Source organism: Salibacterium aidingense DSM 18341, assembly GCF_000429685.1.
Classification (GTDB): domain Bacteria; phylum Bacillota; class Bacilli; order Bacillales; family Marinococcaceae; genus Salibacterium; species Salibacterium aidingense.
The window spans coordinates 163,175-178,298 of record NZ_AUCI01000009.1 but is presented as its reverse complement, the minus strand read 5'-3'; the positions used below and the strand labels follow the sequence as shown (position 1 = coordinate 178,298).

The 15,124-nt window shown below is 47.0% G+C and carries 12 protein-coding genes; 6 read left to right on the top strand and 6 right to left on the bottom strand.

Going from position 1 to position 15,124, the window contains the following annotated elements:
• Window positions 1–6: 6 nt before the first annotated feature.
• On the top strand, window positions 7–132 hold the full coding sequence (locus tag G475_RS28015; RefSeq protein WP_407636188.1) for an IS3 family transposase: 126 nt from the start codon (window positions 7–9) through the stop codon (window positions 130–132).
• 438 nt (window positions 133–570) lie between these two features.
• Here the strand turns inward: G475_RS28015 and G475_RS0110925 are convergent, their stop codons facing one another.
• On the bottom strand, window positions 571–1,209 hold the full coding sequence (locus tag G475_RS0110925) for an HD domain-containing protein (RefSeq protein WP_026701334.1): 639 nt from the start codon (window positions 1,207–1,209) through the stop codon (window positions 571–573).
• A 124-nt stretch (window positions 1,210–1,333) separates the two neighbouring features.
• Here G475_RS0110925 and G475_RS0110920 point away from each other — a divergent pair, with 124 nt between their 5' ends.
• Together G475_RS0110920 and G475_RS0110915 are read left to right on the top strand one after the other, a co-directional pair.
• Window positions 1,334–4,579, top strand: coding sequence for a DEAD/DEAH box helicase (locus tag G475_RS0110920; RefSeq protein ID WP_026701333.1), 3,246 nt, complete (start codon window positions 1,334–1,336; stop codon window positions 4,577–4,579).
• 85 nt (window positions 4,580–4,664) lie between these two features.
• On the top strand, window positions 4,665–5,975 hold the full coding sequence (locus G475_RS0110915; protein WP_026701332.1) for a hemolysin family protein: 1,311 nt from the start codon (window positions 4,665–4,667) through the stop codon (window positions 5,973–5,975).
• Between the two features lie 281 nt (window positions 5,976–6,256).
• Here G475_RS0110915 and G475_RS0110910 read toward each other — a convergent pair whose 3' ends face one another.
• The 5 genes from G475_RS0110910 to G475_RS0110890 all read right to left on the bottom strand — a co-directional run bounded on the left by G475_RS0110910 (window position 6,257) and on the right by G475_RS0110890 (window position 10,765).
• The gene (locus tag G475_RS0110910; RefSeq protein ID WP_324603214.1) at window positions 6,257–6,790 is read right to left on the bottom strand and encodes a GNAT family N-acetyltransferase; all 534 of its coding nucleotides are present in this window, start codon (window positions 6,788–6,790) and stop codon (window positions 6,257–6,259) included.
• A 60-nt stretch (window positions 6,791–6,850) separates the two neighbouring features.
• Window positions 6,851–7,804, bottom strand: a complete 954-nt coding sequence (locus G475_RS24795; RefSeq protein WP_035710898.1) for an ArsA family ATPase — start codon at window positions 7,802–7,804, stop codon at window positions 6,851–6,853.
• Between the two features lie 12 nt (window positions 7,805–7,816).
• A complete protein-coding gene (locus G475_RS0110900; RefSeq protein WP_407636200.1) occupies window positions 7,817–8,083 on the bottom strand; it encodes a cory-CC-star protein in 267 nt (88 codons plus the stop codon).
• Window positions 8,084–8,139: 56 nt separating this feature from the next.
• The gene (locus G475_RS0110895) at window positions 8,140–9,882 is read right to left on the bottom strand and encodes a carbon starvation CstA family protein (protein ID WP_026701329.1); all 1,743 of its coding nucleotides are present in this window, start codon (window positions 9,880–9,882) and stop codon (window positions 8,140–8,142) included.
• A gap of 163 nt (window positions 9,883–10,045) precedes the next feature.
• Window positions 10,046–10,765 (bottom strand): hypothetical protein, encoded by a 720-nt coding sequence (locus G475_RS0110890; protein WP_026701328.1) that lies wholly within the window; start codon window positions 10,763–10,765, stop codon window positions 10,046–10,048.
• A gap of 287 nt (window positions 10,766–11,052) precedes the next feature.
• Here G475_RS0110890 and cobA point away from each other — a divergent pair, with 287 nt between their 5' ends.
• Genes cobA through nirD form a run of 3 tightly spaced genes read left to right on the top strand, consistent with a single transcriptional unit; the run spans window position 11,053 to window position 15,023 of the window.
• Window positions 11,053–12,219: a uroporphyrinogen-III C-methyltransferase gene (gene cobA, locus G475_RS26790; protein WP_084414083.1), complete on the top strand. Its 1,167-nt coding sequence runs from the start codon at window positions 11,053–11,055 to the stop codon at window positions 12,217–12,219.
• A gap of 35 nt (window positions 12,220–12,254) precedes the next feature.
• A complete protein-coding gene (nirB, locus tag G475_RS0110880; RefSeq protein ID WP_026701327.1) occupies window positions 12,255–14,687 on the top strand; it encodes a nitrite reductase large subunit NirB in 2,433 nt (810 codons plus the stop codon).
• A gap of 15 nt (window positions 14,688–14,702) precedes the next feature.
• Window positions 14,703–15,023, top strand: a complete 321-nt coding sequence (gene nirD, locus G475_RS0110875) for a nitrite reductase small subunit NirD (protein ID WP_026701326.1) — start codon at window positions 14,703–14,705, stop codon at window positions 15,021–15,023.
• The last annotated feature ends 101 nt before the right edge of the window (window positions 15,024–15,124 follow it).

Genomic DNA, 15,124 nt, shown 5'->3' with positions numbered 1-15,124 from the left:
GACAAGATTTTTCGCTATATTGAACTGATTTACAACCGCAAGCGTATCCACAGTACCCTGAACTATTTGACCCCGGTGCAGTATTATAAACAGCAGGTTCTGCGGAGTCGAGCGCCCGTAGAAACCTCCTAATGCAGGCAGGAGAGTACTTTTTTCCTTAACCACCGCTCTAGATGATAGAGCGGATGGGTCAAGCGGTTTGAGCTTGACGCTTCCGCGGCATCATCTATCCTGACAGGTGGGAAAAAACCTGCGTCCGTTCCGTTTTATAACGGACAAATCATAAAAAAAGGTGTCTACTTTCTTGACATAGATCCATCTATTCCGCTAAATGAGAGAATAATCGGCCTGCGGCGGCTGTTTCGGACATTTGTTCCGCTATTCGGACTCTGGACCGCTTCTTTTGCACTGAAAAGGGGAAATAAAGGAATAAATGTCCGATCCCGTCTCCAAAATACCAAAAATTAAAGAAATAACGGAAAAAATGTCCCCTGCTTCTTTGAACTTGGACCGACATCTGTCTGGCCTGCACCCTGCGGGCCTTCAAACGACGAAGGCTTGGCACCGCGGTTATCTTTTTCCTTCCCATTCGCTGTAAAACTGTTCTAAATAACTGATCATAAATTTCTGGCGGGTATTTGCTATTTCAGAGGCTGTTTTTGTATTCATCAATGATTTCAACCGGAGCAGTTTATTATAAAAATGTTCGAGCGCTGTCTCGCGTTTTTCTCCGCCCGGCAGATCGGGGCGGTGCAGGGTTTCTCCAATTTTCCCTGCATAAGCAAAGGTTCTGGCTATCCCAATCGCTCCGACAGCGTCCAGTCTGTCCGCGTCTTGTACCACGCGCCCTTCCAAACTTGTCATCTCGTTTGAGTCCCCGTGGCGGAAAGACATGGCTGCTATAATTCCCATGACTTTTTGTTCCGTTTTTTCGTCTTTCACATACTCCCGGAGCCACTCTTCTACATGAAAAAGACCTGTTTCTTCTGATTCATTCAGTTTGGCATCCGCTATATCGTGCAGCCAGGACGCCAGCTCACACACAAATGCGTCTGCTCCTTCCTCCCCGGCCAGTTTCACTGCCCAGACTGCAACTCGATGAGCATGCCAGTAATCGTGGGCAGGATCTCCCGTACGAAAAAATGCTTCAGCTTTTTCTTTGGCCTGTTCTATTATCCACTCTTTATTCATTTCATTCTCCAATCTCATTATGGGTTATCTTCTATTTTTCAGCAGAACTACTGCCTTGTAAAGGGCTCCTTTCTTTTTCTTCTTTCCCGGAGGAATATGTTAGAATAGAAGGTATGGTTTTTTACATGAAGGAGGAAGAAACGTGCGTTTCTTATCAAAAGAAGAAATCCGGAAATTGGCCGGTTCGACCATATATTCACGCGGTTTATCCTATTGGAGGGAAAACCGGGTAGGTGATATAAAACAAAATACAGCAGGATCCTTCACCAAACTAAAAGCTGTCGTCACAGGGTCCCTCCCCTATACCGTCCACCTGCTTTTTCACGAGGACGGGGAGCTCCAGGAGTACGCCTGTACCTGCCCGGCTCATGAAGACGGGATGAAAGTATGCAAGCATATTACTGCCGTGCTGCTGGCCACTGCCTCCCCGGAGGAATCCTCTTCCTCCTCCAAAAAAAGAGGAGGACGCCGTGCTGCTATTAATCAACAGGGCAATGAACAAGAGGAGACCGCTTCCTTAAAAAAATTATTTGTGGATTATTTTGCCGGACGCATGCAATCCGTCGAATCCATTGGAGAAGCACTGGAGACAGAATTCACGCTCACCTTTCATACCGATTACTTTCAGCCGCAGGAACAGTATTTTTCCATACAAATTAAAATCGGCACAGACAAACTTTATATTGTGAAAGATATTGAAGCATTGCTATCGGCAATGCGGCAGCGTTCTCTGCTGCCATTCACAAAACGTTTCACGTTTGATCCCACGTACCATTATTTTGAAGAAACGGATTTAAACGTGCTTCGAAAATTAGAGGATGTACTGCGAAATCAGAAATGGGCGCACCGGCAGACCAGTTTCATGTACGGGGAAAGCAGAGGACGTTCTGAAATCACCGTTCCCCCGGTAGCTGCTGAAACGGTAATGGAAGCTTTGCGGAATTGTACCAATGTGCTTGTCAAGCCTTCCATTGGTACTCCTGTTCCCCTCACCGTCAAACAACAATGGCCAGGGGAATTCCAATTAAAGCGGCAGGAAGGGCAGTACTACTTGTCTTACTCCTCCTTCGAATATCCGCCGCGCAAAGTAAGTTTGACTCCTTATTATATTTGGAATGACCGTCTATACGAAACCACCGGGGAAGACCAACACGCCCAGCTGTTATTTCATATGTTGATGGACACCCCCAAAGGGAGGCTGCCGCTTGAACACACCGAACTGGAGCAGGTGTATTCCTCTGTGGTAACGAATCTGAAGGAGCAGGGACGTCTTGCCCTCGAACCGGAGGTAAAAGACACCGTTGAAGAATATCCGCTGCAAGCCAAAATATATCTGGATAAAAAGGACCATACGATCCAGGCCGATCCTCTTTTTTCCTACGGTCCGCATTCCCTGCATGCCGTCACGGAATCCAGGGACGCATCAGCCGGCGGGGCGCTTCTTATCAGGGATTCCAAAAAAGAGGAAGAAGTGCTGCAATTAATTGAATCTGCCGGCTTTCACTGGAACGGGCAGGCCTTGTCCTTATCCGATGAGGCCTCTGTGTATTATTTTCTCACCTATCTGCTTCCCCAGCTGAAGGAAAAGGCGGACATTTTTATGAGCAGAGATGTCGAACGTATGCTTGTCTCTCCGGAATCCTTTTCCATCGATTCTACTCTTGATGAATCACTGGGATGGCTGGACATATCGTTTCAGACCGATGACTTGAATGAGAAAGAACTCTATGAGCTGATGCTTTCCTTAAAAGAGAAAAAAAACTACCATAAAACCTCAGACGGGCGTTATGTCCCGCTGGACAATGAGATGCTGCAGGGCTTCCGTGAACTATTGGAAGATACAGGGGCCCAACCCGAAGACTGGGAGGAGAACACGCTGCGCCTCCCGTCCTACAAAGCCTTCCAGGCAGATAAACACCTGAACACCGGCCGCCAGTGGCAGAAAAGTGAAAGTGTAGAAAAGCTGCTTCGCGATATTCAAACTCCCGAACAATTTAAGCACCCATTTCCACATGGGATACAGGGGGAAGCCCGGGACTATCAAATTAATGGGTTTCAGTGGTTGAAGGCTTTATCCGCCTATGGATTTGGAGGAATATTGGCAGATGATATGGGGCTAGGCAAAACCTTTCAAACGCTGAGTTATATATTGTCGGAACGAAGAGAACGCCCGGAGGTGCCGCCATTTTTGGTCGTTGCTCCCTCCTCGCTCGTTTATAACTGGAAAAAAGAAGCCGAGACCTTCACACCGGAGCTTAACGTGCGGTTGGTGGATGGAAACAAGGCCGCGCGGCGGAAACAGCTGGAATCCGCAGAAAAAGCCGATATTCTCATCACCTCTTACCCGCTTTTACGCCGGGATGTTGACATGTACAACGGTCTGATCTGCCACGGCCTGATTCTGGATGAAGCCCAGGCCTTAAAAAATTATACATCCAAGACATTCCGTGCCGTCCGCCATATAGAGACAGAAAAGGCGTTTGCCTTAAGCGGGACCCCTATTGAAAATAAAATTGATGAGCTGTGGTCCTTGTTTGCGATTCTTATGCCGGGCCTTTTTCCGGATGTCCAGACGTTCAAAAATATGAACCCTGATACCATCCGCTACCGTGTTTCTCCTTTCATTATGAGACGAACGAAAAAAGAAGTTCTGACCGAACTCCCGGAAAAAATTGAAACCACCCTTTACTGTGATTTAACCAAACCGCAGCGGGAAACCTATGTCGCTTATTTGAACCGGATTAAAGAGGAAACAGCTGGCCAGCTCCAGAGCGGAGCTTTTCAACAGAACCGGATGAATATTTTAGCCAATTTGACCAGACTTCGTCAGCTCTGCTGTCATCCGGGAATGTTTCTTGAGGAGTACAGCGGAGGATCTGGAAAGCTGGAAGAATTGATGAATTTCATGAAAGATGCCAGAGAAAACGGTAACCGGGTTCTTATTTTCTCTCAATTTACAACGATGCTCTCCTTTATCAAAGACGCTTTCAACACGAGCGGCTATTCCTATTTTTATCTGGATGGGCAGACTCCCGGCCAGGAACGAGTACAAATGACGGAACAGTTTAATGAGGGGGAAAAAGAAGCGTTTCTTATTTCTCTTAAGGCGGGAGGAACTGGGTTGAATCTGACTGGAGCCGATACTGTTATTCTGTTTGACCTCTGGTGGAACCCGGCTGTCGAAACCCAGGCGGCAGACCGGGCCCATCGTCTCGGCCAGAAACAGAGCGTACAGGTCATCAAGCTCGTTTCCCAGGGTACGATTGAAGAGAAGATTCAAGAGCTGCAGGAAAAGAAAAAAGAATTGTTTGATCAAGTGATCCAATCCGGCGAAACAAATTTATCCTCCCTTTCGGAAGAGGATGTACGGGAACTGCTCAGCCTTTAGAGCAGTTCTTTTTTTTTATGAAGAGTAATTTTCTTTATTTGTGCCACTCTATAGAAAAAGACATCATAATAATGAGGGTCGGCTAATGCTTTATATTAATATTGTTTTGTTAATTCTTCTTATTATCCTGACTGCTTTTTTTGTTGCTACCGAATTTTCTATCGTTAAAGCCCGGAGCTCGAGAATTGAACAATTGATAGAAGAGGGAAATACGAAGGCAGAAGCTGCTAAGAAAGTGATGGACGGACTCGATGAGTATCTCTCCGCCTGTCAGCTTGGTATCACAATTACAGCCCTGGGGCTCGGGTGGCTGGGAGAACCCACGGTGGAAACACTTCTGCACCCGCTGTTCACGGCTTTCCCAATGCCGGAAGCGGCAACATCCTTTTTAAGCTTCGCCATTGCCTTTGTTCTTGTCACCTACCTGCATGTCGTGGTGGGGGAACTTGCTCCGAAAACCTTTGCTATCCAAAAAGCGGAAGCTATCGCTTTGACATTTTCAACACCCATTATCTGGTTTTATAAAATCATGTATCCTTTCATATGGTTGTTAAACGGTTCAGCCCAACTGTTAACCCGTGTTTTTGGTATAAGGCCTGCTTCCGAACATCAGACGGCCCATACGGAAGAAGAACTGCGTATTATTCTTTCGCAAAGCCTGGAAAAAGGGGAAATTAACAAGGCTGAATATGATTTTGTGAACCGTATTTTTGCATTTGACAACCGATCTGCCGGGGAAATCATGATTCCCCGCACAGAAATGGTCACTGTATCCCTGCAGGATTCTATGGAAGACATTATGCAGACGGTGTCCAATCAACGCTACACAAGGTATCCGGTCGTAATGGAAGATAAAGATCATATCGCCGGCATGATTCATGCCAAAGAAGTGCTTGGGGCACTGGCCTCGCATCCGGATAAAAACATTGACCTCTCCTCCTATCTCCGGCCGATGATTCAAGTCATTGAATCCACACCGCTGACAGAGCTGCTTGTCAAAATGCGCGCCGACCAAACGCATATGGCTGTGCTGCTCGATGAATACGGCGGAACAGCCGGTATCGTAACTGTCGAAGACATACTAGAGGAAATCGTGGGAGAAATGAGAGATGAGCTGGATAAAAACGAAAACCCATTTATCCAGCCGTTGAACGACGAGGACTCTCAATTTCTGCTGGACGGAAAGGTGCTTCTGGAAGATGTGAATGACAGGCTTTCGCTTGATATAGAAGAAGAACCCGTGGATACACTCGGCGGCTGGCTTCTCTCTGTAAAGCACAATATTAAGGAAGGCGACGCGGTCACCCATAATGGCTGGCAGTTTATACCCAGAGAATTGATTGGCAGGCAGATTAAATCGGTCGAAGCGATTCAAAAAGAAAGCCCCTCCTCCTAACGAAGCCACTCAAAAAATCCATATTTCAAAAAGTAGTATGCCTATAAATACAGGGACTATGATATCAACACGCAAGGTGTGACCGCAGAAGGCGACACTCCTGCGGGAACAGCAGACTGCAAGGCACTTGCAGGGAGGCGGAGGCCATGCCAACCGCAAAGAAGACACGGCGATCCGAAGGGCGCCAATGCCGTCCTTGTACCCTGGAGGTGAAAGGGAGCCAGCGACCTATATACATTGAAAATGATAAATAAACGATATATGGTTTTTCAGCGTCTTCCTCATAATGGGGCTTTCTTTTGTTTCTTCCATTCTTCTTCGAGCATACTCATCTCATACATAGACCAAAACTCTTCTTCAAATTTGCGAATATCCCGTTTTCGTCCTTCATGGATGAAACCTGCTTTTTCATAGCAGCGCACCGCCGCCTGATTAAAATCCCACACTCCTAGACTGACTCGATGCAGACCCATCTCATCAAAGGCAATCCCGCACATCTTCTCTATCATTTGGGAACCGGTGCCCCGGCCTCTAGCCCCGCTGTCACCTACGAGCACCTTTCCGATTCTGGCAGAGCGGTTCTCCCGATCGATCATTCCCAGGGAAATATGACCGATGACCGTGTCGTCTTCGACTACTTTATATACAAGCCGCTCCAAGTTGGGCTGATCTTCTCCCCCCACGTAACGATCGAGCTGTTCATCATCCAGTGGATAGGAAAACTGGGGTCCGGCCCACTGCAATAAAAAGGAGGCATCCGGAATCCAGGACTTTAATTGCTCATAATCTTCTTTTTGAAACGGAACAAATTTCATTATCGTTGCCACCATTTCTATTTGTTATAGAAATAGAATATAAGAAGGACGTCCGCAAGATCAAGTGTTTGATTTCAGTGCCTGAATAAGATTTTCTTTCATCGTTTCAAGGGTGGTTCTGGAAGAGATGTCCTCTTCCTGCAAAGGCAGGTATAGTTTACGCCGATCTGGAAACCGTTCCTCTATTTTTTTTCTGTAGACTTCTTCCTGCTTTCTTCTCTGAACAAAAAAATGACTGATTCCCGCCTCCTCGGGCATGCATTTATTAACGATAAGCGTAGTCACTTTCAGCTCCGTATGGTCAAGCAGCTGCAGGGCCCGCCCGGTTTCAACAATGGGAAGCTTTTCCGGAGTTAATACATACACATAACCGGTCTTCTTTTTATCCATTAAGGTATGCCGGGCTTTTGAAAACCGGTCTTTACGTTCCATCAGCGTTTGATAAATGGGGTCTGCCACCGGTTCTCCATCGTGAAGCCATTGGGAATAATTTTCGTTAACCGCCTGCCGCCTCTGCAGCATTCCCTCTATCCACGCTTCCATCAGTTCCGGCAGCGAGAGAAGACGGACAGTATGTCCCGTGGGCGCTGTATCAAAAACAATCAGATCATACTCCTTTTTTTCTTCCAGTACGATTTTCACCACCCGGTCAAACAAGGCCGCTTCTTCGGCCCCTGGGGAAACAGCAGCCATATCAATCTGCCGGTTTACTTCTTCAGCCATGTGAGATTTTACCAGACCTTTTAGATTGTCTTTTACGCCGTTGATATAACGTCTCGTTTCTTCTTCCGAACTTATTTCCACTCCCCATAAATTAGCAGAAAGCGATGTAGCATTATCGCCGATGGTCTTATCAAAAAGATCGCCTAAATTATGGGCTGGATCGGTGGAGACGAGCAGAGTCTTTTGTCCTTCATCTGCGGCAGCAAGAGCAAAAGCAGACGCAGAAGTGGATTTTCCAACGCCGCCCTTGCCGCCAAAAAATACAATCTCATGCTGAAACAGCTTGTCCATCCTTTCAACTCCTTAACAGCAGCGGATTCCAGTTAATGGGGATTTCTCCATCCCCATCCGTAAATGCCAGTCATGAAAACGCTCGATCATTTCTGGATACAATTCCAGCGTGTAATAGGAAACCGGGTTGGGAATGCCCAGCAGTTCGGAAAAGCAGAGTAGCAGAAAAAGGTCGTCTTCATCCCTGATTTCCCGTTTTATTTCCGCACGGTGGGGGAGGCTCAAGACTTCGTCATAAAGCTCTATCAGTTTTTTTAAGTTCCTCTCTTTATCTGCCAATGTCATTTCCTCCTTCCGAAAAGGCAGGGCCTGCCGCTCGCAGGCCCTGATAGCTGTTACTTTTGATCAGGCTTTGAATTTGGCGGTTCCTTCCGGAAAATCATCAGCGCTTCAAGCAGGATCCATACGGCAAACCCTAGAATAACCGCCCCAAAGATAAACAACACCATTTGTATACCTTCTTCTCCAAGCCAGGACCATTGGAAGACGACTTGGCTGACCATGGCCCACAGCGTCATAAATAACAAAAAGACCATTGGAATAAAGGTAAATATGAAATTTCGGCCTTTCCTGCGCAGCCAGATCGAAATCAGCAGCAGACTGATTGCCGCAAGCAGCTGGTTGGTCGTCCCAAACAAAGGCCATAACAAATAGCCGCCGGAACCAAAACCACGGTCGCCGGGGAGCAGCACAAGCAGCGCACTTGCTCCAACTGCAAGTCCTGTGGCCACGTGTTTCTTCGTTAAGGCCTGTGCTTTATATTCCTGCCCGAGTTCTGAAATAATATAGCGCATTAAGCGGACCGATGTATCCAGTGTCGTTGCCGCAAAGCTTACTACAATCACCGCCACAATTGTTTCCGCTATTCCTTCTGTTAGACCGATTGCTGTCGCCAGCTGGCCGGCCCCGCTGACAAAATAGGTGAGACCGTTCGCATTGGCCATATCAAAGTTTTCATAACTGGAGAGAAAATCTCCCTGCGTGGCAAAAAAAGTCGTCACGGCCAGAATCGTAATCAGCGCAAGCGACCCTTCTCCTACCGCTCCTAAATAACCGACCAGCCTGGCATCCGTTTCTTTATTTAACTGTTTCGAAGAGGTCCCGGAAGCCACCAGCCCATGAAAGCCGGAAATCGCTCCGCAGGCTATCGTGATAAACAGCAGCGGAAACCAGGATACATCCGCCACGTCCCGCGTTGCCGGAGCAGTAACTTCTGCAGCCGGCCATGTAAACAAAAGTCCCAGATACAAGATAGCCAGTCCTACTACCAACTGATGGGAATTAATATAATCACGGGGCTGCAGTAATTTCCAGACCGGTAGAATGGAAGCAATGTAGACATAAACCATCAGGATAACGATCCAAATCAGAAATGCAAGAGCGACCGCGTCAAGTCCAAACGCTCCATCAGCACCTTCCCCGCCGAAATAGGAAACCAGATCGATCTGTAAAGCAGGAATAGCGTTCGCCAGCACCGCGGTCATATACATGACGGCGAGCGCAATCAGCGACGGCACCAGCATTCTTTTTCCCTTTTTATTAATGGTATACCCTATCCAGACCGCAAGCGGGATCTGAATAAAGACAGCCAATACACTCGCCGGAAACGAAATAAATAAGTTGGAAATAACCCAGGCAAACACAGCGTTAACCATCAATACTAAGATTAAGATGATGAATAAAAACAGCAGCTTGGCCCGTCGGCCGATAATATTTTCTGCAAGTGTCCCAATGGATTGCCCTTTGTTCCGGACGGACAAAACAAGGGTCCCAAAATCATGAACTCCGGCCGCAAATACGGTTCCAAGGACCACCCACAAAAACGCAGGAAGCCATCCCCAGTATACTGCGATGGCAGGGCCTACAATAGGCGCAGCACCAGCTACCGACGTAAAATGGTGCCCCCAGACCACCCATTTATTCGTTGGTACAAAATCCACTCCATCCCTGAACTGATGAGCCGGGGTTTGAAAATCCGGGTCCAGGCGGTAAATACGTTCTGCGATAAATGTAGAATAATAGCGGTATCCCATCGCAAATATAAACAGACCTAATAATGCTAAAATAATAGCAGGCATGCCGTGCCAATCCCCTTTCGATTATTTTTGTTACCGCTTCCAAAAACCTCCTTTGAAATCATATATATGAGTCCGTGCACCTTCATTATATAAAAAACCACGGCGTCATACGAATAAAAATTCAAAAATCATACACATGTCCCAGAATCAAACACCTGTGCTTTTACCAGTTGAAAAAAAGTTTTAGGGCAATCGTCAAAATCGTATAACCAAGTGCTCCCCCTAAAAAGGTTCGGAAATGAGCATTTTCTTCAGAGGGCAGCTCTTTTTTTAGCACGTTCATCATCATGGCGCCGGAGATGAACGCAAACACCACAGCGAGCATATAAGACGGCATCGGAGCAAAGGCACCAATAAACCAGCCTGCGAAAATACCGGCTGCCAGGAGATAGCGCCCAAGCTTTTCATACCTGGCAGTGTCTTCGCGCCACATATCATGAGAGACAGCCATAAAGTGCAAACCAACAGCTATACCGTAAAATACCGCCTCTATTCCCTCCACATCGGAAGCAATGATGTTATAAGCAATCAGCATATTATAAACAGCAAAAAAAGAAATTTGTATCCAGAAAAAGCTTCCTTCCCCTTTTTCATGCTTCCTCGCTGCTCTTTCCGCTGCTTTGTGTACTCCGTAGAATATTAATAGGCCGATAAGCCCGAGAATATATAATTCCGAATCCATTGTCAGGCCGCCGGACTGGGAAAAAGAATCCTGTTCTTCATGAAGGGATGGCAGCACATACACGAATACATACGAAACAGCCACCCCACCGGAAAAGGAAAGCCATTTAAAACGACCGATGGTACTGGAAGAAATTATTTTATTTGCGAATAATTGCACACTTAAATATAGAATTCCTAAAATTATCGTATCTACCGTCACCTGTATGTCTCCTTTTATGTTTATAACACGCAGCAAAAATGAGTTTCCCTCATCCGTTCTCCCGCAAACCTCCGTTTTAGATGGGCAACATGTGCAAATAATATGCACCCCTCATACACAATAACCGCTCTCATCACCCATTTCACAAGAAACTTCGAAGAACAAAACAACTAAAAAGTATGTTAGATTTCCTTTCGTCATTTAACAAAAAGCAGCGCAGATACTATACACTCAAAATACATATTAAAGAAATAAAACCTACGCACGGAAAGGGGAACTCCATCCCTATGAAAAACTCGTACGGCACAGTCTATATTGTAGGAGCGGGACCGGGTTCTCCGGAATTGATTACTCTCCGCGGTGCGGAGTGCCTGCGCCGGGCAGATGTTGTCCTGTACGACCGGCTCGCCCATCCGGCGCTATTATTACACGCTTCTGAGCATGCTAAACTTATTTACTGCGGCAAAAAGCCGTGTGCTCATACACTGCGGCAGGAAGATATCCAGCATGAGATGATCGTGCAGGCCAAACACGGAAAAAAGGTGGTCCGATTAAAAGGGGGAGATCCAAGCATATTCGGCAGAATGGCCGAAGAAATGGAGGAACTGTCCGCACGCCGTATACCATATGAGATTGTGCCGGGCATCACAGCCGGCAGTGCTGCTGCTTCTTACGCCGGCGTCTCCCTCACTCACCGTCATCATGCACATGGGTACCGTGTATTAACTGGACATGGACAGGGAGCCTCACTAGAAACTGTTTCTGATTGGGAAAATCTTGCCGCCACTACTGACACCATCATTTGGTATATGGGCATGAAACGTCTCCCCATTATTGCCAATCAATTAATAAAGCACGGAAAACCGCCGGAAACCAATGTCCTGGTGGTAGAATGGGCCTCCCATCGACAGCAGCGTACAGCGGACGGCACGTTGGATACGATTGTTTCGCTGATAGACGAAAAGAAGATGAACAACCCATCTATTATTATTATTGGAGAAGTTACTAAGCAGCACGAAGAGCTCCAGTGGTTCGCTCCTTTCAGTATAGGAGGCATCCTCGCCTTTCCACAAAACGAAGTCGAAAGACGGGCTTATGAACAGTTAAAAGCGCTGGGGCTGGAAGTATTTATTAACCCGGTTTTATCAGAAGATTGTTATTACTTTGAAAACACGTTTGAAATAATAGACCGCCTTCTTGACGAAGGCTTTATCCGCCACATTATTATGCCTCCCACAAAAGAAGGGAAACAATTTTATAATTCATGGCGGCAGAGAAACACCTATACGGAGCAGCCATTATCCTGTTGGATGGCAGGAGAAAAAAAGGGACCAGCCGTTCTTTCTTCTCTTCTGCCGATCCTCCCTTTAGAACGTGCAGACGAGTGGCCGGGATATTTTCTGGCAGAAGAAAACAGCCGGCACATCGATTTAAATGGAAAAGCATCGGGATAGACATTTTTTACTTTAACCAAGGAGGAATGCTTTTTATGCCTGACAACAAGGAACAGTTAGTAGTCATAGGAAACGGCATGGCTGGGGTAAGAACAGTAGAAGAGATACTGAAAAAAGATCCGGAGCGATACCAGGTCACCATCTTTGGAAAGGAACCTCATCCAAACTATAATCGTATCTCCCTTTCCTCTGTTCTTCAAGGGAACACAGAGGTGAATGACATCATTCTAAACACTTACGAGTGGTATGAAGAAAACAATATTACTCTTTATACCGGGGACCCGGTTGTTGCCATTGATACGGAGAAACAAACAGTCAGCAGTGAAAAAAATGTTACCGCCACTTACGACCGTTTGATTTTAGCTACCGGCTCCAATCCTTTTATGCTTCCTCTGCCGGGAGCAGACAAAGAAGGCGTGATTGCCTTCCGGGACATTGAAGACTGTGAAACAATGATTAACGCATCCTCGCAGTACAAAAGGGCTGCCGTAATCGGAGGAGGCCTGCTTGGACTGGAAGCCGCCCGCGGACTGCTTAATCTAAACATGGAAACCGAAGTGATTCATCTCGAAAATTCTCTTATGGAACGTCAGCTGGACAGCACAGCCGGCGCCATGCTTCAGGAAGAATTGGAAAAACAGGGCATGCGGTTCCATATGGAAAAGCAGACCGAGCAGATTGTCGGAAAAGACCGGGTTGAAGGGCTTTACTTTAAGGACGGGACCAAATTGTATGCCGATCTTGTCGTTATGGCTGTCGGCATCAAACCGAATATCGATCTGGCGCAGCAGGCCGGCATTGAAACCAACCGTGCTGTTGTCGTGAACGATTATATGGAAGCAAATGTTCCAAACGTTTATGCTGTGGGTGAATGCGCTGAACATAACGGCATCGCTTATGGATTGGTGGCTCCATTGTATGAACAGGCGAAAGTTCTGGCCGATCGTCTCTGTAATGAGGCTTCCAATGCCAGTTATACCGGTTCGCTCCTGTATACCCAGCTTAAGGTCTCCGGGGTGGATGTGTTTTCTTCCGGGGATTTCATGGAAGGGGAAGGGAAAAAGGCTGTTCGTGTTCATGATGAATTCGAAGGGGTCTACAAAAAAGTCATGGTGAAGGACGACAAAGTCGTCGGTTCCGTATTATTTGGGGATACTTCTGATTCGCCGCGACTTCTCGATATGATGAGAAAAGAGGAAGATATCAGCTCCATGAGTAAAGCGGTACTGCTTCCCTCCGAAGGAGCAGATAGTACCGAAAGTCCTGTCCTTTCTATGGCTCCGGACGAAACGATTTGTGGATGCAACGGGGTCTCGAAAGAAGCCATTGTCCAGGCGATCGAGCAGGACGGCTTAAGCTCGGTAGAAGAAATTAAAAAGCATACCAACGCTTCTCGTTCCTGCGGAGGCTGTAAGCCACTTGTCTCCGATCTGCTCCAGGCCGTTCTCGGAGAGGAAGTAACCGAAACGCAGGTAGAACCATTATGCGGCTGCACAGCAATGTCCCATGAACAAGTGCAGGAAGAGATCCGGAACAGGCAGCTCACCCATCCACGAGAAGTCATGAATGTTCTTGGCTGGGAACACGAAGAAGGATGCACCAAATGCCGGCCGGCTATCAACTATTATCTCGGTGTGGTTCATCCGCAAACCTACGAGGATGATGACCGCTCCCGGTTTGTGAACGAACGGATGCATGCCAATATTCAGAACGACGGAACCTATTCCGTTGTACCGAGAATGTACGGCGGTGTGACCGATTCAGAACAGCTTCGGAAAATCGCCAATGTGGCGGATAAGTATGAAGTCCCCATGTTAAAGCTTACCGGCGGGCAGCGCATTGATATGCTTGGCGTGAATAAGGAAGATCTGCCGGATATTTGGTCTGATCTGGATATGCCGTCCGGCCACGCCTATGGAAAAGCAATCCGGACCGTCAAAACATGTGTCGGGGAAGATTTCTGCCGCTTCGGAACCCAGGATTCCATCGGAATGGGAATCGCCATCGAGAAAAAATTTGAACGTCTCAACACTCCCCATAAAGTAAAAATGGCCGTCTCCGCGTGCCCGAGAAACTGTGCTGAATCCGGCATTAAAGATATCGGTATCGTCGGGGTAGAAGGGGCCTGGGAAATGTATGTCGGAGGAAATGGCGGGGTCGACTTAAGAGGCGGCGATATGCTCGTGAAAGTCGAATCAGGCGATGAGCTCCTCGACATCATGAGTGCGTTTCTCCAATATTACCGGGAGGATGCCCATTATCTGGAACGTACATCACACTGGGTAGAACGCGTGGGACTGGATCCTATCCGTGAGACAATTATTCATGATCTGGACACCCGCCAGTTTTATAAAGAACGGATGGATCATGCCCTGGCAAACAAACCGGAAGATCCATGGTCAACTCTTACTCACAACGAAAACAAACGCAAAGAACTGTTCGAGCGTAAAGCGGTAGAACTTGTATAAGAAGGAGATGAGAAGATGGAAACGCTGCAGGGAAAGAAAATATACATCATGGATTATGATGAATTAGAGCCGCATTTGTCCAAAGAAGTGTTAGTAGGAGAACAGTCCATCGCCGTATTTTTGACAGAGGGTGAAGTCCATGCCATTGAAAATAACTGCCCTCATAAAGGGGGGCCCCTTTCTCAAGGGCTGGTCAGCGGAAAGTATGTCTTCTGCCCTTTACATGACTGGAAAATAGATGTCACAGACGGAGTGGTCCAGGGAGCTGACGAAGGCTGTGTTAAAACCTTTGAGACCACCGTGGAAGACGGAGCCGTTTACCTTATCTATTCATAAAAAAATGGCTCCAGGGAACTGGGACAAAATCATATAGGCCAGATAAAAATCCGAACGATTATCTACCATTCTACGTTAGAATTCGGCATCGTTCGGATTTT